General features: G+C 61.0%; 15 protein-coding genes. 5 read left to right on the top strand and 10 right to left on the bottom strand.

The genetic code is table 11. The features are described from left to right. The first annotated feature begins 104 nt into the window (after positions 1–104). From FHT73_RS03975 to FHT73_RS03965, 3 genes are all read left to right on the top strand, one after another. A complete protein-coding gene (locus FHT73_RS03975; RefSeq protein WP_183709947.1) occupies positions 105–1,580 on the top strand; it encodes a YcjX family protein in 1,476 nt (491 codons plus the stop codon). Beyond that, on the top strand, positions 1,577–2,656 hold the full coding sequence (locus tag FHT73_RS03970) for a TIGR01620 family protein (protein WP_183709945.1): 1,080 nt from the start codon (positions 1,577–1,579) through the stop codon (positions 2,654–2,656). The genes FHT73_RS03975 and FHT73_RS03970 overlap by 4 nt, the downstream gene beginning before the upstream one ends. Before the next feature lie 104 nt (positions 2,657–2,760). Beyond that, the gene (locus tag FHT73_RS03965) at positions 2,761–3,312 is read left to right on the top strand and encodes a hypothetical protein (RefSeq protein ID WP_183709944.1); all 552 of its coding nucleotides are present in this window, start codon (positions 2,761–2,763) and stop codon (positions 3,310–3,312) included. A gap of 75 nt (positions 3,313–3,387) precedes the next feature. On the opposite strand, the gene folK is transcribed toward FHT73_RS03965, so the two are convergent. The 3 genes from folK to folP form a co-directional block, all read right to left on the bottom strand. Continuing rightward, the gene (folK, locus tag FHT73_RS03960) at positions 3,388–3,906 is read right to left on the bottom strand and encodes a 2-amino-4-hydroxy-6-hydroxymethyldihydropteridine diphosphokinase (protein ID WP_112398355.1); all 519 of its coding nucleotides are present in this window, start codon (positions 3,904–3,906) and stop codon (positions 3,388–3,390) included. Further along, positions 3,899–4,270 (bottom strand): dihydroneopterin aldolase, encoded by a 372-nt coding sequence (gene folB / locus FHT73_RS03955; protein ID WP_112398356.1) that lies wholly within the window; start codon positions 4,268–4,270, stop codon positions 3,899–3,901. Before folB ends, folK begins: the two co-directional genes overlap by 8 nt. A 61-nt stretch (positions 4,271–4,331) precedes the next feature. Continuing rightward, positions 4,332–5,114 carry a dihydropteroate synthase gene (gene folP, locus FHT73_RS03950; protein ID WP_210290250.1) on the bottom strand — a complete coding sequence of 261 codons (783 nt, stop codon included), beginning with the start codon at positions 5,112–5,114 and terminating at the stop codon, positions 4,332–4,334. Between the two features lie 178 nt (positions 5,115–5,292). On the opposite strand from folP, the gene FHT73_RS03945 reads away from it, so the two are divergent. After that, positions 5,293–5,916 (top strand): DUF922 domain-containing protein, encoded by a 624-nt coding sequence (locus FHT73_RS03945; RefSeq protein WP_112334834.1) that lies wholly within the window; start codon positions 5,293–5,295, stop codon positions 5,914–5,916. 440 nt (positions 5,917–6,356) lie between these two features. Here FHT73_RS03945 and FHT73_RS03940 read toward each other — a convergent pair whose 3' ends face one another. Both FHT73_RS03940 and FHT73_RS03935 read right to left on the bottom strand, forming a co-directional pair. Then, positions 6,357–6,677, bottom strand: a complete 321-nt coding sequence (locus FHT73_RS03940) for a 2Fe-2S iron-sulfur cluster-binding protein (RefSeq protein WP_015340086.1) — start codon at positions 6,675–6,677, stop codon at positions 6,357–6,359. A gap of 148 nt (positions 6,678–6,825) precedes the next feature. After that, entirely contained in the window at positions 6,826–7,194 is a 369-nt protein-coding gene (locus FHT73_RS03935) for an Hpt domain-containing protein (protein WP_112606362.1), read from the bottom strand. Positions 7,195–7,686: 492 nt separating this feature from the next. Here FHT73_RS03935 and FHT73_RS03930 point away from each other — a divergent pair, with 492 nt between their 5' ends. Next, a complete protein-coding gene (locus tag FHT73_RS03930) occupies positions 7,687–14,382 on the top strand; it encodes a hypothetical protein (RefSeq protein WP_183709940.1) in 6,696 nt (2,231 codons plus the stop codon). A 139-nt stretch (positions 14,383–14,521) separates the two neighbouring features. Here the strand turns inward: FHT73_RS03930 and FHT73_RS03925 are convergent, their stop codons facing one another. The 5 genes from FHT73_RS03925 to FHT73_RS03905 all read right to left on the bottom strand — a co-directional run bounded on the left by FHT73_RS03925 (position 14,522) and on the right by FHT73_RS03905 (position 19,689). Then, positions 14,522–14,848: an RcnB family protein gene (locus FHT73_RS03925; protein ID WP_132716796.1), complete on the bottom strand. Its 327-nt coding sequence runs from the start codon at positions 14,846–14,848 to the stop codon at positions 14,522–14,524. A gap of 139 nt (positions 14,849–14,987) precedes the next feature. Continuing rightward, entirely contained in the window at positions 14,988–16,598 is a 1,611-nt protein-coding gene (locus tag FHT73_RS03920; protein WP_183709938.1) for a glycoside hydrolase family 43 protein, read from the bottom strand. 78 nt (positions 16,599–16,676) lie between these two features. Then, positions 16,677–17,708: an L-glyceraldehyde 3-phosphate reductase gene (mgrA, locus tag FHT73_RS03915; RefSeq protein ID WP_112398363.1), complete on the bottom strand. Its 1,032-nt coding sequence runs from the start codon at positions 17,706–17,708 to the stop codon at positions 16,677–16,679. A 74-nt stretch (positions 17,709–17,782) separates the two neighbouring features. After that, positions 17,783–18,916, bottom strand: a complete 1,134-nt coding sequence (locus tag FHT73_RS03910) for a Gfo/Idh/MocA family oxidoreductase (protein ID WP_183709936.1) — start codon at positions 18,914–18,916, stop codon at positions 17,783–17,785. Between the two features lie 11 nt (positions 18,917–18,927). Next, positions 18,928–19,689 carry a sugar phosphate isomerase/epimerase gene (locus FHT73_RS03905; protein WP_183709934.1) on the bottom strand — a complete coding sequence of 254 codons (762 nt, stop codon included), beginning with the start codon at positions 19,687–19,689 and terminating at the stop codon, positions 18,928–18,930. Between the last annotated feature and the right edge of the window lie 31 nt (positions 19,690–19,720).

Here is a 19,720-nt window from a genome sequence, read left to right as displayed (position 1 = left end):
TCGCAACGGCGGCGCCGCTGATTGCAGACACATATCCGCTCATCTTTTCGGCGCAAGTTTCCATCCCTATATTCACGGTCACGCTGTCATCCAGGGATCCCGTCTTGCCCCCAAGCCTGACCTCTTTTACCGACGACGCCCTCATCGCCTTCGACAATCTGGCCGATCGAGCCGCCGGTCTCGTCAATCCGACAATTCGTCTGGGCGTTACGGGCCTCTCCCGTTCGGGCAAGACCGTCTTCATCTCCTCGCTGGTACATAATCTCCTGAATGGCGGACGCCTGCCGTTGTTCGAGCCGGTGCAGTCCGGCCGTGTCTCCACCGTTCGTCTCGAACCGCAACCCGATGACGCCGTGCCGCGCTTTCAGTATGAGGATCATATCCGCGCGCTCGTGAAAGACCGCGTCTGGCCGGATTCGACACGGGCGATCTCCGAGCTGCGCCTGACGCTGGATTACCAAAGCGCCAGCGGCTGGAACCGCATGTTCTCGCCCGGCCGCCTCTCGATCGATATCGTCGATTATCCGGGTGAATGGCTGCTGGACCTGCCATTGCTCGCCAAGGATTTCCGTACCTTCAGCGAGGAGACGCTGGCGCTGGCGGAGACCGGCATTCGTGCCGAACTGTCACGTCATTGGCTTGACATGACGGAAGCGGCAGATATCGCTGAACCCGCGGATGAAATGAAGGCGCGCGATCTGGCCACAGCTTTCGCCGACTACCTGAAAGCCTGCAAATCCGACGAACGTTCGCTTTCCACATTGCCTCCCGGCCGTTTCCTTCTGCCCGGCGATCTCGACGGTTCGCCTGCCCTCACCTTCGGACCGCTGAAGTTGCCTTCCGAGGGCAATGCGCCGAAAGGGTCGCTATGGGCGATGATGGAGCGGCGCTACGAGTCCTACAAGGCCGTTGTCGTCAAACCCTTCTTCCGCGAACATTTCGCCCGGCTTGACCGCCAAATCGTTCTGGTCGACGCCCTGCAGGCCATCAACCGCGGACCGGAAGCTGTGCAGGATCTCGAACGGGCCCTGACGGATGTGCTTGCCTGCTTCCGTCCAGGCACCAACTCCCTCCTGTCCTCGCTGCTCGGCCGCCGCATCGACCGCGTGCTGGTGGCCGCGACCAAGGCCGACCATCTCCATCACGAAAGTCATGATCGGCTGGAGGCGTTGACGCGCCGTCTCGTCGACCGCGCCATTGAGCGCATCGGCATGGCCGGGGCCGGCATCGATGTGATGGCCATCGCTTCGGTGCGGGCAACCCGCGAGGCAACCGTGACCCGCGATGGGCAGACGCTTCCCGTCATCGTCGGCACGCCGATGGATGGCGAAACCATCGCCGGCGAGACCTTCGACGGCAATCGCAAGACGGCGGTCTTCCCCGGCGATCTCCCGGAAAATCCACGCTGGCTGTTCGAAGCCCTTGAAGCCAATGGGGCAAAGGGCCACCTGCCCGAAGTGAATGTCGTGCGGTTTCGCCCGCCGGAACTGGAAAAAACCGGGGAAGGCATCAAGCTTTCGGTGCCGCATATCCGCCTCGACCGCGCCATGCAGTTCCTGTTCGGAGACCGCCTCGCATGACGAAATCGACCGAAAACGAGCCGAACGGTAATCGTCGTCCCGGCGCCTTCGCGGTGGAACCGGAAACCTCCAAAAAAGAGGCAACTGCGCCAGCGGTTCGCAAGCCGCAGAGCTTCGATACCGATATCGTGCTGACGCCCGACGCGGAAGATCCGTTCATCAATCCGGCCCTCGGTGCCGATGCGGATGCAACAGCCATTGCAAAGCCACGCCGCAAAGGATTTTCCTTCGGCAAGGTGGCACTCAGCGCGCTCGGCATTCTGGTATCGCTCGCTTTCGGCCTCTGGACGGATCAGCTCATCCGCGACCTGTTCAGCCGGGCCGATTGGCTCGGCTATACTGCCCTTGCAGTTGTGGCCGTCGGCATCCTGGCCGTGTTTGCCATCGTCATCCGCGAGACGGCCGGGATGATGCGGCTCGCCGCTGTGCAGAGCATCAAGGCAGAGGCGGACGCCGCCATCGTCGAAACCCGGCCGGCGCGCGCCAAAACGTTGGTCAAGCGACTCTGCGCCATTCTGGAAGCCAATCCGGACACGGCAAGAGGCCGCGCGACCCTGAAGGCGGCAGAAGACGATATCATCGATGCGCCGCAACTGATCGACCTCGCCGAACGCGAGCTGCTCGGCCCGCTCGACCGCCGCGCCCGCGCGCTGATTCTCGGTGCCTCGAAACGGGTATCGGTGGTAACTGCCGTCAGTCCCCGTGCCCTCGTCGATATTCTCTACGTTCTCTACGAAGCGGCGAGACTCGTCCGCGCCATGGCCGAGCTTTATGGCGGTAGACCCGGAACGCTCGGCATGGTCAGGCTGATGCGCGATGTAATCGCCCACCTGGCCGTCACCGGCTCCATCGCAGTCGGCGACAGCATCGTCCAGCAACTGATCGGCCACGGCCTGGCGTCGAAACTGTCGGCGCGTCTTGGCGAGGGCGTCGTCAACGGCATGATGACCGCAAGAATCGGCATCGCCGCCATGGACCTTTGCCGGCCGCTCCCCTTCAAGGCGCTCAAGCGTCCCGGCATTGCCGATTTTGCCGGCGACCTCACACCGAGCGTAGGCAGCCGCAATCCTGCATGAGGACCTGAAAATCAGGCGCTTTGGCATTCAGGAAACCAAGCATTAACCATTCTGCGGCAAAAGTGACAATCAGTTTCACGGTTCCGCCTCGCTAGGGAATGTCCATGTTTTCGCGTCGATTTCTTCTTGTAAGCAGCCTTGCAGCCGCAGCCATCTTCACCGGCGCCGGGGTGCAGTCGGCCGACGCGGCGCCCCGCGACAAGGCCTTCTTCCAGTCGATCTCCGGTACCTGGAGCGGCCCCGGCGAAATCGTCGCCGGCAAGTACAAGGGCACGAAGTTCACCTGCAATCTCACGGGCAAGCCATCCGATGGCGGCAGTGCCGGCGTCAAGCTCGACGGCACCTGCCGCGTCGGCGTCTTCCAGCAGCCGATGTCGGCCGAGATCACGCAGAACGGCGGTTCCTACAGCGGAAAGTTCCTGGACGGCGCAGCCGGCAAGGGCCTCGACGTGACATCAGGCGCGGTCAACGATAACACCGTCGTGCTCGGATTGATCCGCCAGAAGCTCAACGGCGCCATGATCGCCCGCGTTGCGGATAACAAGTCGATGAATGTCACAATCTCGGTGAAGGTCGGCGATCAGATGGTCCCGGTTATCGGCGTCACGCTGAAGCGTGCAGACGTCGACCAGATGGCGGTCGGGTCGATCCAATAGCATTGAGCGAGAATTCATAAAGACAAAGGCCGGCAATTTGCCGGCCTTTGTCTTTATGTATCCATGGGGTCCAGTTCAGGCTGTCCGCCACCAATCACCACTTTCGTCCGCGACCTCGATACCTTCGATATCAACATCCTGCAGCCAGGCGGTGATCGTGCGGCCCTTCACCACGAGATCGGCGGCAAAATCAGCAAGCGGCATCAGCACGAAACCACGCTCGACCATTCGCGGATGTGGAATGGTGAGCAACGGCTCGGCCTTTTCCAAATCTCCATAGGTCAGCACGTCGATATCGATCGTGCGTGGTCCCCAGCGCTCGATCCGCACCCGCTTCATCTGCCGCTCTATGTCCAGGCAGACGTCGAGCAGAGCTTCCGGCGAAAGTGTCGTATCGACGGCAGCACAGGAATTGTAGAAAAAGGATTGGTCCGTCTTGCCCCAGGGCGGCGTGCGGTAAAGTCGCGACACCGAAACCACCCGGCAATCGGCGCGCGCGTCCAACGTACGCAAGGCGAGCGCCATGGCGTGGACGGGGTTATCCAGATTGCCGCCCAAACCGAGCGTCGTCCGCGCGGCTGCACCCTCAGGCAAAATGCTCAATGCTCACCTGTACGTAATCGAGAACGCCCGGAACCGGGGCATTGGGCTTGCGTACCGTGATTTTGGCCCGGCGGATACTCGGAAAACGACGGCATAGCTCCTTGGCCACATCGAGCGCCAGCGCCTCGATCAGATAACGCCGGCGACCTGTCACGATTTCCTCGATGACGCTGAAGGCGACGCCGTAATTGACGGTATCGTCGATCGAATCGCGCTCCAGCGCATCGCCGGCTTCAACATCGAGTTCGGCATCGACGAAGAAGCGCTGGCCGAGGAATTCCTCCTCGTCATGGACGCCGTGCCGGGCAAAGAAGGCGCAATTCTGTAGAGTAATGGTGTATGTCACAGCGCTCATGGCGTATCTCCGTTTCGAACAGGCGCGATCGCGTCCGAAAACCGCTCCTTGGATCCGAGCATCATGTTTTAAGTCTCGCCCGCGTCGCGAGAATAGCATCCGCAATGGCCAACGCGTCCCTATTGATTGCGACATTGTGTACGCGGAATATCGCAGCTCCCTGCAATCGCAAGATTGCGCTGGTTGCAGCGGTGCCGATATCGCGACCAGCTGCTTCGCGACCCGTTATAGTGCCGATGAACCGCTTTCGCGAAGTGCCGACCAACAGGGGCAGGTCGAAGCGCAGCAGAGCGTTGAAACGCGCCATGAGTTCCAGATTTTCCTCGGCATTTTCCTTGGCGAAGCCGAAACCAGGATCGAGCACGATCGTCCGTCTGTCTACGCCTGCGGCGGCTGCGATCTCCAGCGAGCGATTGAGAAAGAAAAGCTGGTCATCGATGACATCAGGCAGCTTTTGCCGGTTGCGGCCCGTGTGCATGATGCAGAGACCGGCGCCCGTTTGTGCGGCCACAGCGGCGATGTCAGGCTCGCGCTGCAGGCCGAAGATATCATTGACGATATGGGCACCCGCTCCGATCGCCAGCCGCGCCGTATCGGCGCGGTAGGTATCAACCGAAATCAGGGCATCGGTCCTCCCGCGCAGGGCTTCGATGACAGGCAGTACCCGTCCCTGCTCCTCGGTGGCATTGACGGCGACAGCACCCGGCTTGGTCGATTCGCCGCCGATATCGATGATGGCGGCCCCGTCCTCGACGCAAGCCAGCGCATGGGCAACGGCCGCATCGACGGCCTCATAATGACCGCCGTCGGAAAAGGAATCCGGCGTCACATTGACGATAGCCATGATGACGCTCTGCCCGCCGACATCGATGCTGCGGCCATGCGCGACATGCCAGCTTTGGCTGTGAAGCTCCGTCACGAACTGTCCATCCCATTGAAAAGGAAAAAACCTTGCGCTTGATATTGCGCTCACAGTGGCTATGCCGCAAGGTTCACAGAAGTTCAACATGGTAGCGACACGAATGCCGCTTGCATCCCATAAGTTCAGTCTTTCGTGTGCATTGCTGCTCGCGGTCTGCATACCTGGTGTGGCCGGTGCGGAAGTCATCGCCCGCAAGTCAACTTCCTATTTCGACATCAAGGGAAGCACCGCCGACGAGCTCGATGCAGCCTTGAATCAGCGCGGGCCATTGGCGATAGGCTCAAGCAGCCACCATCCCGGCGCAACCAAGATCCGCTTCGGCGGTAGTGCGACCTACAGCGAGTCAAACGGCCGCTGCCATATCTCCAGCGTCAGGGTAACGGTCAATACGGAAATCATCCTGCCACGCTGGCGGGACCGGCGGGGCGCCAGCAAGCAGCTTTCCGTGATCTGGGATACCCTGGCCGGCGATATCCGGCGCCACGAAGACCGGCATGTCGAAATCGCCCGCCAGCATGCGCGGCAGATGGAAAAGCAGATCCTGGCTCTGCCATCCGCCAGCAATTGCGATACGCTGCAGGAACGCGCAAACGCTGTGACGTCGCGCGAAACCGAGCGGCACGACGCCGATCAGGCACGCTTCGACCGCATAGAAGCGCTCAATTTTTCGAGCCGCATGCAGAGGCTGCTCTACTATCGCAGCCGACAAGGCAATTCGCAGTAGTCCGAAGAGCTGCTCTCAGCGCAAAAAGCGATCGAGTAACGACGGCTGTGGGAAATAGGTCACTATATCCTGTGAATCGTACGATCTCGCTGCTCTTTGAACTTTACGAGAATCTGAAATAGGTTTTTCCTATCAATTACAGAGACAAACGCACTGGTTGATTCGAAAAAGGCCGGGCGGTTGTCTCGTAAGGATCGATTTCGAGTGCCTGCGTCGGCGGGTCTATTCGCTCTTCGGCGCAGTCGGGGTTTGATTTTCAAAGCATGCGCTAAGTGTTCTCCTGGCGCGTCCTGAAGCCGCAGGTGTTTCCTCCCTTGCCTGTGGTGATGCGCCCGCCTCGCCTCGCTCGCTGCACCGGCTGAGCGGGGCATCTTTTTGCGTGACGAGCGCCTACAGGAGATCCGGCCGAGGAATCGCGCAAGGCGCGTTGGAGCGCTGCCTCAGGCCTGGCGCTCCGGCACATGCACCACAAGCCCGTCAAGCGCGCTCTTCATCTTGATCTGACAGGAAAGCCGCGAGTTCGGACGGACGTCGAATGCGAAATCGAGCATGTCTTCTTCCATGGCTTCCGGGCCGCCGACCTTTTCGGTCCATTCCTCATCGACATAGACATGACAGGTGGCACAGGCACAGGCGCCGCCGCATTCCGCTTCAATACCCGGAACGGAGTTGCGCACTGCATTTTCCATCACGGTGGAGCCCTCGTCGACATTGAGGTCAAAGCGCGTGCCGTCGAAGGCGACGATGGTCAATTTGGTCATGTGGGTGAATTCCGAATTGCTTGAATGAAGGACGATCGGAATTTTACTTCCAACAATTCGCTGGAGCAGTCAACATTTGCGCCGCCGAAACGGATTATCCCGTCTGGCGGCGGAAGAATGGATAAGATTTGCTGTTCGAACGCTTGGCCTAGCGCGAGAGCTTCAAAATGAAGTTCTCGGCCTCGATAACGCTGGCTGTAACCGCTGCCATACGAGCGGCGTCGCCGACGTTGCTTTCGAGCGCTCCGGCCGCATCCGCCACGCGAAAGGCGCCAATGGAGCTGGCAGCCCCCTTCAGCTTGTGCGATGCAGCTTCCATGCGTTTAAAATCGCCGCTGCCAATCTCCTGCAGGCAGGAACGAGCCTGCCTTGCGAACATCTGCAGCACCTCGACTTCCAGCGCCTTATCACCCATCGTCTGCTTTCCGAGATGGACAAGATCGATCGCCCGCTCCCGCGACGGAGCCGCGCCTCGCGAATTGTCCGGAGATTCAAATGCGATGTTCAAAGCTGCCATGTGCCAATGCTCCAGTCTTTTATCTGTGTCTGTTTTAGGAACCTGCCGCATAGTTGCGGCCCGGACATGGCCATCGAGTTAAATTTTGGCACATTAAGGGCTGAAAACTCGGGACATGGTTAACGTGCGTTAAACATGCTCAAAATCTTGGGTTTTCATCGCATTGAACAGCCAAACAGGGTTAATGGCCCCTTAATGATCCACTGGCTTTAAGGTGGAATTAATTGTCATGACTGGGGGAATGTGTCACTACGATACTGGTAAATTGGGTGGATGGCACATGCCTTTGCCCCGGAAGTGGATGATGGTAATGTTTTCATAACATCCGTTTGAAAAACCAGTTATCCACTCTGAATGTAATGGGAAATCCAAGCTCGGTGTTGATCGAAGGCGGAAGACCCCACGGGAGGCAGGGTTCGTCTTTTCCGGACGCGGCGGAATTACCGGAAAAGGCACGGCAAGCCCGAGTGAGTTGTAACGAGGCGTAACCGCATGGCGAACAAAAAGTACATCGAGTCGGTCGAGGACAAGGCCTTTCAGGCATTGGACGAAGCTTTGCAGATCGATTTCAGTGACGAGAGCTTGGAGTCTCGCAGCGGAACTACGCCCGATATCCCGGAGCAAAATGTGTCTGAGCCGCCGAAACAGCCGATAAAGCAGACCAAGGATGATGCCGCCCGCAAGAATGGCGGAGCGCGCAGCACCGCAGCCCCTGCCACTCCGCCCCGCCCTGCCGAGGCGCCGAAGAATCCGAACCTCGCTGCTGCCAATGACGGCAACAGGGCAAGTTCCGCAAGCATATTGAGGGCGCTCGACGGAGCCTCGCAGAGCCGTGCAGTGCGAAACGCCACGATCTTCTCGCTGTTCTGGATCATCGGCGGCGCCGGCCTGGCGTTCATGCTTTACGGCACCCAGATCAGGAACATTCATTCCATCGCGGATCTTGCCGCCCTTCCGGGCGTCATCGCCTGCATCGTCGGCATTATCGTTCCGGTACTGCTCTTCTATGCTTTCGGCATGATGATCTCGCGTGCGCACGACATGCGCAATGCAGCGCGCTCCATGGCGGAAGTCGCCCTGCGTCTCGTCGAGCCGGAAACCATCGCTTCCGAGCGCATCATGACGGTCGGTCAGGCCGTTCGCCGCGAAGTCTCGGCGATGAACGAAGGCATCGAGCGCACTATTGCACGTGCGACGGAACTCGAAACCCTCGTCCATTCCGAGGTCAATGCGCTGGAGCGCAGCTACGCCGACAACGAATTGCGCGTGCGCGGCTTGGTCCACGAACTCGGCGCAGAACGTGACGCCATCGTCAATCACGCCGAGCGTATCCGCTCCTCGATCTCAGGCGTGCACGATCAGATCAAGGAAGACCTGTCGCTGGCGACCGAAGAAATCGCCGTGCGCCTCTCTACCTCTGGCGAAGCTTTCGCATCGATGATCGATACGCGAGCAGCCGCCCTGATGGAGAAGTCGGATTCCGCGGTCCAGGCCCTCGGCACCCTGCTTTCCGCCAAGACCGACAGCCTGCTGCAGAACCTCAACGCTTCCGGCCTCGCTCTCAGCCACGAGTTCGATACCCGTCTTGAATCTCTGTCGTCGACTCTTGCCGACCGCGGCAAGGACCTGCTTGGCCAGTTCGAAACGCGCGCCTCGACGCTCGATGCAAACACCGAAAAGCTGAATTCCGCATTGAACGAACGTGCACGCCAGCTCAACGAAACGCTGGTGGCCCGCACGAAGGAGATCAGCGAAAGCCTCAGCGGCGGCGAGCGGTCCATCACGGGCACGCTGGACAATGTTCTGTCCCGCCTCAACACGGCGCTCGACGAAAAAGGCGCGAGCTTCCGTCAAAGCCTGCAGTCGACAGCCGATGACACCATCATGGATCTCGACCTGCGCTCCGGCTTCTTCGAAGAGCGCTTCCAGTCGACGATCGCGCAGCTTTCGACGACCTTCGATGACCGCGTGTCGGAATTCACCTCCGCCTTCGACAAGCGCGCCGGCTCCCTGGACACCAAGCTCTCGGAAAGCCTTGCCCGCATCAATCAGTCGCTCGGCAGCAATTCGGATGCGCTGGAAGGCATCCTGACCTCCAGCATCGAGCGCCTGGGTTCGCATCTCACCGACCAGTCCTTCGCTCTCGCAACGACGCTGGCAACCGGCCAGGAAGTATTGGAAAGCGCGATCGGCTCCAAGGCGAACGAGATCACCTCGGCGCTGCAGAACGCCACGACAGGCATTTCTTCCGCCCTGACCTCGGGCACGAGCGAACTCAATACCACGCTCGCCTCGCATGCCGGTGCCTTCACATCCGCCGTGCAGGGTGTCACGCGCGATGTCTCCGCCGCGCTGCAAAGCGGCACGGAAGAACTCACCTCGGCCTTCACCGGCCGTGCCAACGACATCAACAACACCCTCTCTGCTCGCACCAACGAGATCACGCAGGCTTTGAGCTCTGCCCATGAACGGGTCGATGCCGTCATGGCGGCCCGCAGCAACGCCTTGTTCGGCGCGCTGGCCGATAACCAGTCCCGTTTCGAGCAGACGCTTGCCGAGCGTTCGGAAGCAATTGCCAGCGCCGTCAGCGGCTCTCACGAACATTTGACCGCCGCCCTGGACGAACGCACTTCGATGCTGGCCATTTCGCTGGCCGAAAGCCAGCTGCGCCTCGAAAACACGCTTGCAAGCCGCGCCGACGCGATCACCGGCGTCATGGCCGATACTCACAGCAAGCTGGCCGACACGCTCGACGACAAGACGATGGCGCTTGCTATCGCCCTCTCCGAAAGCCAAGCCCGGCTGGAAGACACGGTTTCCGGCCATGCCGAACACGTCGCCGGCACGCTGGACGCCAAGACGACGGAACTTGCACGCGCGCTGGCCGAGGGGCAGGCTCGTCTCGAAAGCACGGTCTCAGGTCACGCCGAAAGCGTCACCAATGCCCTCGACGACAGGACGATGGCGCTCGCCATCGCACTTTCCGAAAGCCAGGCTCGGCTGGAGGAAACCGTCTCCGGTCACGCAGACCGTGTCGCTGACACGTTCGAAGGCAAGGCCAGCGCCCTCGCCGCCGCGCTGACCTCCGGACAGACTCGTCTTGAAGAAACTCTCGCGAACCGCGCCGAGGCCATCATCAAGGCATTTGCGGGCAATCATAATGCCTTGGCCGAAGCGCTGGACGACAGAGCTATGGCGCTCGCCATCGCATTGTCGGAAGCCCAGGCCCGCCTGGAAGATACCGTCTCCGGCCATGCCGATCGCGTTGCCGACACGCTGGACGGCAAGACACGGGCGCTTTCCGATGCGCTGACCTCGGGCCAGTCGCGTCTCGAAGCAACGCTTGCCAATCGCGCCGAGGCGATCACGAATGCGTTCACCAGCAACCACAATGCGCTGGCCGACGCACTGGACGACAAGGCGATGGCTCTTGCCATTTCGCTTTCGGACACCCAGTCACGCCTCGAGGATGCGGTATCCAGCCGTCTCGACGCCCTCTCCGAAACTGTCGCCGGCACTCACGACAAGATCGTCAACAGCCTAGACGACCGGACGATGGCGCTCGCCGTTGCTCTTTCGGAAGGCCATGCGAAGCTGGAAGATACTCTTTCTCACAGCGCCAAGGCCATTGCCCATACCGTCACCAGCGGCCACGAGGCGCTGACCAACACGCTCGACGACAAGAGCATGGCCTTCGCAATCTCGCTTGCAGAAAACCAGAACCGCTTCGAAAGCGCTCTGGAGGAACGCGCCAACGCACTTCTCGACAGCGTCTCAGGTGCTGAGTCCCGCGTTGCCGGAGCCTTTGGCGACAAGGCGGAAGCCATCCGTGCTGCCTATAGCGAAAACCAGGAACGCCTCGACCGCTCGCTCACCGCCCATACGGACACTCTCTCCGAAATGCTCGGCGCCAACAGCGATCGCGTCGAAACCGTTCTCGGCGCGACGACCCGCCAGCTGGAGAACACGCTCGGCGCCGGTCTGTCGCAGATGGATCAGAACCTCGCCTCGGCTTATGAGCGTATGCGCTCCACGCTGGAAGACCGCAGCAATGCGATCAACCTTGCCCTGCGCGACGCCCACGCGCAGATCGACAACACGCTGATGGAACAGACGACCGCCATCGGCACCTCGATTGCCACCAGCGCCAGCATGCTGGAAATGTCGCTCGAGGACCGTGAGGCTTCGCTGCGCCAGACCATCGACGCCAGCGCGAGGACGCTGGAAGAGCGCCTGAACAGCGGTGCGGGCGACATTGCCGGCCGTATCCAGCAGGCCGCCGGCGACATCGCACGCTCAGCCGAAACCTTCTCATCCAACCTCAATCAGTCGATCGACGGCATGACGAACCGCTTTGCCGAGACCGGTTCGCGCGTCGAAGCGAGCCTTTCGGCGCTCGAAAACCGCATCAACGAAGGCGTCACTGGCGTTGCCGCCCAGGTCGATATCGCCGGCAACCGCCTCTCCGATACGCTGGCGAGTGGCGCGGCAAAGATCGACGACAGCGGCAGCCAGGCAGCTGCTCGCATCGAAGAGCGCCTTTCGACCATGGATCGCGCTCTCAATCTCGGCCTCGAAGCGGTCAACCGCACGATCGAAGGCAAGGCTGCCAATCTTGCAACGACGCTGCGCACGGCCGTTGCCGACGCCGCGCAGGGCATGGACACGGAAGCGACCCGCACGGCCGAATTGCTCGCCAATACCGGCCAGCAATTCGCCGAGAACCTCGGCAGCCATAGCGATGCCTTTACGCGTGCAATGAGCGAGCGCTCCGACGAGCTCGTCAACCGCGTCTCGGAAACGCAGAACCGGCTGGCAAGCCAGGCTGCGGCCGTCGCCCAGACCTTCTCGGAAGCAGGCAACGCGATCGTCAACAAGGTTGCCGAAGCCGAAGGCCTCGTCAGCAGCCAGGTCAATACGATCTCGCAGGCGCTCTCTTCGGCCGAACAGTCGCTGGAAGCCCGTGGCGCGGCCATCCGCAACACGCTTACCGGCGGCAGCGAGCAAATCGCCTCCACCATGGCGCAGGTCGAGCGCGCGCTCGACGAGCGCAGCACGGCGATCCGCAGCTCTCTGGAGGAACGCGCCCGCGAAATCGACAGCACGCTTGCCGATGTCGACAAGGCCCTGGAAGCCCGTGGCTCCTCCATCCGCACCTCGCTCGACGAGCGCACGCGCGAGCTGAATTCGATGCTGGCTGGGCGCTCCACCGAACTCTCGCGCCTCATCGACGAAAAGGCTCGCCCGATCGTCGATCGCTATGCGGCAACGGGTCAGGAGGCGGCCGCTCTCATCACGGCGGCAGCTCAGGAAAGCACGGAACGTCTGCGCGCTGAAAATGCCGCGCTCATCAATGCGATCTCGTCGCGCACTGAGCACGCCGTCAACACGGTCAGCACACTCGAAAACAACCTGCTTGCGAGCGTCAATGGCATCATCGCCCGCTTGGCGGACAACAACTCGGCGATCGCCGGACTGCTGTCCAATGCCGCAAGCGAATTCGCAAACGTCGATGACCGCCTCATGGCAACCTCGTCACGCTTCGCAGAATCCGCCGCGAAGGCCGGCGAGATGGTCTCGGCCTCCAGCCGCCTTCTCGAAGGCAAGGTCGACAAGTTGTCTGAGATTACCGGCCAGACCTTGTCGCAGGTTGGCAGCATCGTCGGTCGTTTCGACGATCACTCCAAGGTGCTGACACAAGCATCCCAGCTCCTTGGCGCTGCCCAGTCGAACCTCGTATCGACGCTGGAAGAGCGCGAGACGGCATTGCAGAACCTGGCCGTCGGCCTCGTTCAGCGCTCGGAAGAAATCGAGAACACCATGCGCGCCCTCGGCTCGATGGTGGAAACGGCCTTCGACCGGGCGGAACAGCGGTCCAACCAGGTGACCGGCAACCTCCGCCAGAGCGTACAGTCTTCCTTCGGCGATATCGGCCGCGTTCTCTCCGACGCCGAGAAGCGCGCCGAAGATGCGGCGGAAAACATGCGCAATGCCTTGCAGAAGGCGGGCGAAGAAGCCAATCAGGCTGTCGAGAATACATTCGCCAACGCCGAGCGCCGCTCCAGCGATCTCACCAATCGACTGCGCGGCGGCCTCACAGCCTCGCTGTCCGAGGTCGAGCAGATGCTCGCCGACGCCGGCAAGACCTCGGATACCGCTGCCCAACAGCTGCGGGAGACCCTGCGCGTCGCGGTCGATGACGCGATCGGCCGCTTCGCCGGTGCGACGGATGAAATCCGCCGCTCCGCCGGCGATATCCGCCGCGAGCTTGACCTCACCCGCAACGAACTGAAGCGCGGTGCCTTCGATCTTCCGGAAGAAGCAAAGGAGAGCGCTGCAGCTATGCGTCGCGCGGTTGCCGAGCAGATCAAGGCCCTGCAGGACATCTCGCAGATTGTCGGCCGCTCGACGCAGCAGCTGGAGATTTCCGAGCCGACCGCTCGCGCGCTGGCCGAAGCACAGCCTGCTCCACGGCCGCAGCCCGCCGCATCTGCCCCGGCCGCCGCCGCCCCGCGGCCGCAACAACCTGCTCCGCAGCAACCGGCGCCACAGCCGCCGGTCGCCCAGCAGCCCGTACAGCGCCCGGCACCACAGCCGCAGCAGCCTTCGATCGAGTCCCTCGGCTTGCGTGGATCACTCCCTGCCGAGCGACCGGTAGCGCAGCCGCAGCGTCCGGCGGAAACAGCAGCCCCTGCTCGCCAGGAAGCGGCCGGTGGCGGCTGGATCAGCGATCTGCTGCGTGGCGCGTCGCGCGATGAAAATGCCGGTCTGCAGCCGGCCCGCCAACCGGCACCAAAAGCCCCGGCGGAACAGGCTCCTGCTCCCGCCGCACGCAACCCACGCCATGTCGTGGAGTCGCTGAACTCGCTTTCGGTCGATATCGCCCGCGCCATCGATCATGACGCCTCGGTCGATCTCTGGCGCCGTTACCAGCGCGGCGAACGTGACGTGTTCACCCGCCGGCTCTATACGCTCAAGGGTCAGCAGACTTTCGATGAGATCAAGCGCAAATACGACCGTGAGCCGGAATTCCGCACCGCAGTCGATCGCTACATCGCCGATTTCGAAAAGCTGCTGGCCGATGTCGCGCGGACCGATCGCGATCGCACCGTCACGCAATCCTATCTCACGTCCGATACCGGCAAGGTCTACACCATGCTGGCCCACGCAGCCGGCCGCCTGAACTGAGATTGATAGATAAGAGACGAACGCTCGATCCCCGGCAGAGATGCCGGGGATTTTTGATTCAAGCTGCTCCATAAGTTTTGGGCACGAAAAGGGCGGCTCTCGGCCGCCCTTGGTTTGCTTGGTGGTAGCTCCATCCGGCCTACCTGGCTTCATGCACCTTCGAAATCAAACCGCTGGTAATGCCGACGAGGAGGAAATTGTTCTTGAGGCGAACCCAGTGATAGCCGCGCGGAGGCGTCGATAGCTGAAAGGCGCGATAGTCGATTTCCGTGGCGCGGCGGCGGTCGGAGGCCGACAGGCGGCGCCCCTTGACCCATCCGCCCTTGCGGATAACGACCTTCTTCTTCACCGCCTCTTTTTGAACAACGGCCTGCTTGCCGGCGGGAGCCGGCTTGACCTGCGCTGTCGCAGCCAGCGGCATACCGAGGACGGATGCAGCAAGAAGGACAGTGAAGATTTTTCTCATTGGTTGTTTCCTCATTTCAGAATCTGCACGCGAACTTACCGTGACAGACATGAAACGCATCTGACAGTCGAATTACAATTCCGTAATAGAGTGAGAACAGCGGCAGGCTTTACAGCGCGCTGCCGGAAGTCATCACCCCTCACAGTTCATCGTAGTTGAACCAGTCGAAATCCGCTGTCTTTGCCCGGCCTGAGAGGTCGAAGGCAAACATGCCCACGAAGGCACCGGTGAAGGAACCGTGCTCGCCGCGCCCGCCCTCATCCGAGATGACGCCGGCATCGAGTACTGGCCCAATCGCCTGCCATGCGCCCATGCCTTCCGCTTGCCAGAAGAACTGCAGGTCGTTGTTCCGCACCTCCATGGCAAGCTGGATCCGCCCGTCCGGCACTGCGACGCCGCCCTCGATCGGAAAACTCAGGCGGCCATTCGGATAATCGCCCGGGCAGGTCATGATAGTGACGCAGCGGCCGAGCTTCTCGTGCAGGGTCACGGCAATGGCGTGCAGCTTGAAGCGATTGTAGTAGTGCGTCAGGCCCGCAACCTGCTGATAGGTGTCGGGCTCGAAATCGACGACGGTTTCAGCGCGGAAACTGTGATGTTCCTGGCGGCGGGCAACGAGCGATTGCTCGAACCAGGAACCGATGCTCTCGCGGGCGATAAGCCGCAAATGGCCGGGCCGCTCCGTCACGCTGAAGATGCGTTCCGGTTGCGGCGTGCGCAGCCACTGAAAATCCATCGGCAGTCTGCCTTCGTCGAAATTATAACCGCTACGGCGCGGCTTATCCACCGGTACGGCACCGTTCAAGCCTACGACATTGACATCGGGAACACTGGTGCCGTTTTCGAGATAGAGCCAGCCATCCTCTTTCCACACGCATTTCTGCAGGGCCGTTTCCCGACCGAGCGTACAGCGACGATGCGGAGGCAAAGGCCGCCCACAAAGATGCGTATGGTAGAACTGGCTATCATGCGTCTCGACATACTGGCCATGGCCCGCACGTTGCAGCGCCGCTTCCGGATGATCCTTCGAGCTGATCAAATGCTTGTTCGGATGCAGTTCGTACGGCCCAGCAATGTCGCGGGATCGCGCCATAGTCACGGCATGATCGTAACCCGTGCCGCCTTCAGCCGTGGTCAGATAGTACCAACCGTTCCGCTTGAAGAGATGCGGCCCTTCGACCAGCCCCAGCTCGGTGCCGGCGAAGATGTTCCTGATCGGCCCCTTCAACGATTTCGTCGCCGGATCCCATTCCTGCAGCAGGATACCGTCGAAAGCCGGCGTCTTCGGCGAGCCGCCATAGCTCTCGGTGCGATGGTTCCATTGCATGTTGACGAACCACTTGCGGCCGTCATCGTCGTGGAACAGGGATGGATCGAAACCGGAGGAATTGACATAGGTCGGCTCGGACCATTCGCCTTCGATGGTTGGCGAGGTCACGATGTAGTTATGGGCGTCCTTGAAGTTGCCGTCATAGCGCTTGACGTCGGTATAGACGAGCCAGAACAGCCCATCCGCATAGGAGAGGCAAGGCGCCCAGATGCCACAGCTGTCGGGCTCGCCGCGCATGTCGAGCTGTGAAGCCCGCTCCAGCGGCCGTCGGACCAGGGTCCAGTTCACGAGATCGCGCGAATGATGGATCTGCACGCCCGGATACCATTCGAATGTCGAGGTGGCGATATAGTAGTCTTCGCCCACGCGGCAGATGGATGGATCGGGATTGAACCCCGGCAGAATCGGATTGCGGATCATGAACTCTCTCCTCCGGAACCATGGCAAGCGGCAATAAGGTAAAACGCCCGGAAACCAGTTCCAGGCGTTTTAGGATGATCAATCGCGTTCGGCCGACTTTGCCCAGAGATTGATATCAGCCTCCTTGGCATAGACATCGATCTGCTTCAGCTCTTCGGCCGTGAAGTCGAGATTATCAAGCGCCTTGACGCAATCGACGATCTGCGACGAACGGCTGGCGCCGATCAGAGCCGACGTGATGCGGCCGCCGCGCAGAACCCAGGCGATCGCCATTTGCGCCAGCGTCTGGCCGCGCTTTTCGGCGATCTCGTTCAGCTTTCTGATGTTGTCGATAATCGACGGGCGGATGAAGTCGCGCTTCAGGAAGTGGTTCTGTGCGGCACGGCTGTCTTCCGGAATACCGCCGAGATACTTGGTCGAGAGCATGCCCTGAGCGAGCGGCGAGAAGACGATTGATCCGATGCCGAGGTCTTCGAGCGTATCGACCAGACCGTCATCCTCGACCCAGCGGTTGAGCATGGAATAGCTCGGCTGATGGATCAGGCATGGCGTGCCGAGGTCCTTGAGGATAGCCGCAGCCTCGCGCGTGCGCTGCGCGTTGTAGGAGGAAATACCGACATAAAGTGCCCTGCCCGAGCGGACGATATGGTCGAGCGCGCCGCAGGTTTCCTCCAGCGGCGTATCCGGGTCGAAGCGGTGGGAATAGAAGATGTCGACATAGTCGAGGCCCATGCGCTTCAGGCTCTGGTCGCAAGAAGCGATCAGATATTTGCGGCTGCCCCACTCGCCATAGGGACCCGGCCACATATCGTAGCCGGCCTTGGAGGAGATGATAAGCTCGTCGCGCAAGCCGGCGAAATCGGTGCGCAGGATCTCGCCGAACGCTGTTTCCGCACTGCCGGGAGGCGGTCCGTAATTGTTGGCGAGATCGAAATGGGTGATGCCGAGGTCGAAGGCCGTGCGGCACATGTCGACCTTGCGGTCATGCGGCGTGTCGCCGCCGAAATTGTGCCAAAGCCCCAGCGAGACCGCCGGCAGCTTGAGACCGGAACGGCCGGTCCTGTTATATTTCATTTTTGAATAACGATCGGATGCCGGTTGCCAGGCCATGATGGAATTCCTTCGAGATGAAAAAGCGCGCGGGATTGGTTGCTCACCCGCGCGCAAACTAGCTCTTCAGGCGCTTACTTCAAGAGCGCCTGAGCCTCTTCGATGCCGAGCGCTGCCGGCTGCGTGCAGGTGGTCGTTAGATCGATGAAACGGCCTTCTTCACCGGATTTCAGGATCGAGGTCATGACATCGACGCCATGCAAGGTGCGGTCGAGCGAGCAACGGGCATCGCGTCCGTCGATCAGCGAGGCTGCCATGTCGGCGAGACCGGCCGTGCGATAGTTGGCACGCGAGCCGTTCGGGCTTTCCTGATTGACGACACCGAAAGGATGCGCCCAGTTTTCCAACGGCTTGATGTCCTTGTCGCGACCGCTTGCCTCGACGGTGCCGCCGAAGAAGTTCGGATCGGGCACGTAGAGCGAGCCCTCGGTGCCGTAGAGTTCCATATTGGCATGGCGGTGCGACCAGACATCCCAGCTCGCCGTCAGCGTGATCCGGGCGCCGCTGACGAATTCCAGCAGCGCCTGGATCGTCGTCGGCGTCTTCACCGGAATAATCTCGCCATTGCGCGGCTGGCTGGTGATGGTGCGGGTCGGCGATGCCATGGAGGTCATCGCGCCAACACGCCTCACCGGTCCGATCAGGTTGATGAGGTTGGCGACGTAGTAAGGGCCGAGATCGAGGATCGGGCCGCCGCCAGGCAGGAAGAAGAAGTCCGGGTTCGGATGCCACATTTCCATGCCCGGGCTCATCACATAGCATGCGCCCGAAGTGACGCGCCCGATACCGCCGTCATCGATGAATTTGCGGGCGAGCTGGTGCGCACCACCGAGGAAGGTGTCTGGAGCGCAGCCGACTGCCAGACCCTTTTCCTTGGCGATGCGACGGAGCTCCTCACCCTGCTCCAGCGTCAGCACGAGCGGCTTTTCGGAGTAGACGTGCTTGCCCGCTTCGAGGATGCGCTTGGAAACCGGGAAATGCGCGTCCGGGATGGTCAGGTTAACGATGACGTCCAGCTCGTCATTGGCGAGCAGTTCGTCGATGGTCTGGGCCTTGACCTTGTATTCCTCGGCGCGCGCCCGCGCCGCATCCATGTTGATATCTGCGCAAGCCAGCACCTTCAGACCCTTGAAGAGCGGTGCGAGCGAGAAATAGGTGGTTGAAATGTTGCCGCATCCGATGATGCCGACGCCAAGTTCCTTAGCCATGTGGAAATGCCTCAAAAGCTCTTGAAGGATGCGATGGAGCGCGTGATCAGGCGATCGACATCGCTCGGATTGTCATGTTCGACGACGAAGTGCTTGACCTTGGTGCCGGCGAGCGCCCTGAGCAGCTTTGCCCACGGAACGGTGCCGTGCCCGACATCGGCCCAGCCATCTTCATTCTTGTTTTCGCCGGCCGGCGCAATGTCCTTGACGTGAACGGCCGTGATGCGCGGACCAAGCTTTTCGATCCAGGCGAAGGGATCGCCGCCGCCGCGGATGACCCAGGCGATATCGGCTTCCCAGGAAATATCCGGTGCGCCCTCGAAAATCTGCTCGATCGGCAGCGAGCCATCAGCCTGCTTGACGAATTCGAAATCATGGTTGTGCCAGCCGAATTCGAAGCCTGCATCCTTGTAAGGCTTGCTCATTTCATGCAGGCGCTTGCCGAAGGCGAGCCAGCCGGCGGCATCCTTCGGGCGCTGATCGGCGCCGATATGGGGCGCATAAATCGAATCCATGCCCAGGGTCTTGGCGATCGCGAGCGACTTCTGCACCTCGCCGTCGAGGAAATCCGGGCTGAAATGGCCGCTTGCCATCCGCAAGCCGTTCTTGTCGAGTTCGGCGCGCAGGTTCTTGAGGCCGGTCTCATCAAGATCGGCATAGATACCGCCGAAGCCTTCGACTTCGGCATAGCCGGCCTTGCCGAGCTTTACGAAGATCTCCGAATAGGGCTGGAAATTGCGAGCGCTGTAGAGCTGAAATCCAAGTTTCGTCATCAATAGTCCTCCAATGGCCTTCCGGCCGTCT

Source organism: Rhizobium sp. BK098, assembly GCF_014193155.1.
Lineage (GTDB): Bacteria > Pseudomonadota > Alphaproteobacteria > Rhizobiales > Rhizobiaceae > Rhizobium.
The sequence above is the reverse complement of the archived record's forward strand: the minus strand, read 5'-3'. Positions and strand labels throughout refer to the sequence as shown.

What these genes read in the sequence shown, in the direction of transcription:
- FHT73_RS03940 (WP_015340086.1), bottom strand. Translation starts at nt 6,677, where the DNA reads ATGACCAAATTGACCATCGTCGCCTTCGACGGCACGCGCTTTGACCTC.
- FHT73_RS03905 (WP_183709934.1), bottom strand. Translation starts at nt 19,689, where the DNA reads ATGACGAAACTTGGATTTCAGCTCTACAGCGCTCGCAATTTCCAGCCC.
- FHT73_RS03930 (WP_183709940.1), top strand. Translation starts at nt 7,687, where the DNA reads ATGGCGAACAAAAAGTACATCGAGTCGGTCGAGGACAAGGCCTTTCAG.
- FHT73_RS03910 (WP_183709936.1), bottom strand. Translation starts at nt 18,916, where the DNA reads ATGGCTAAGGAACTTGGCGTCGGCATCATCGGATGCGGCAACATTTCA.
- FHT73_RS03935 (WP_112606362.1), bottom strand. Translation starts at nt 7,194, where the DNA reads ATGGCAGCTTTGAACATCGCATTTGAATCTCCGGACAATTCGCGAGGC.
- FHT73_RS03965 (WP_183709944.1), top strand. Translation starts at nt 2,761, where the DNA reads ATGTTTTCGCGTCGATTTCTTCTTGTAAGCAGCCTTGCAGCCGCAGCC.
- folP (WP_210290250.1), bottom strand. Translation starts at nt 5,114, where the DNA reads ATGGCTATCGTCAATGTGACGCCGGATTCCTTTTCCGACGGCGGTCAT.
- FHT73_RS03945 (WP_112334834.1), top strand. Translation starts at nt 5,293, where the DNA reads ATGCCGCTTGCATCCCATAAGTTCAGTCTTTCGTGTGCATTGCTGCTC.
- FHT73_RS03925 (WP_132716796.1), bottom strand. Translation starts at nt 14,848, where the DNA reads ATGAGAAAAATCTTCACTGTCCTTCTTGCTGCATCCGTCCTCGGTATG.
- mgrA (WP_112398363.1), bottom strand. Translation starts at nt 17,708, where the DNA reads ATGGCCTGGCAACCGGCATCCGATCGTTATTCAAAAATGAAATATAAC.
- folB (WP_112398356.1), bottom strand. Translation starts at nt 4,270, where the DNA reads ATGAGCGCTGTGACATACACCATTACTCTACAGAATTGCGCCTTCTTT.
- FHT73_RS03970 (WP_183709945.1), top strand. Translation starts at nt 1,577, where the DNA reads ATGACGAAATCGACCGAAAACGAGCCGAACGGTAATCGTCGTCCCGGC.
- FHT73_RS03920 (WP_183709938.1), bottom strand. Translation starts at nt 16,598, where the DNA reads ATGATCCGCAATCCGATTCTGCCGGGGTTCAATCCCGATCCATCCATC.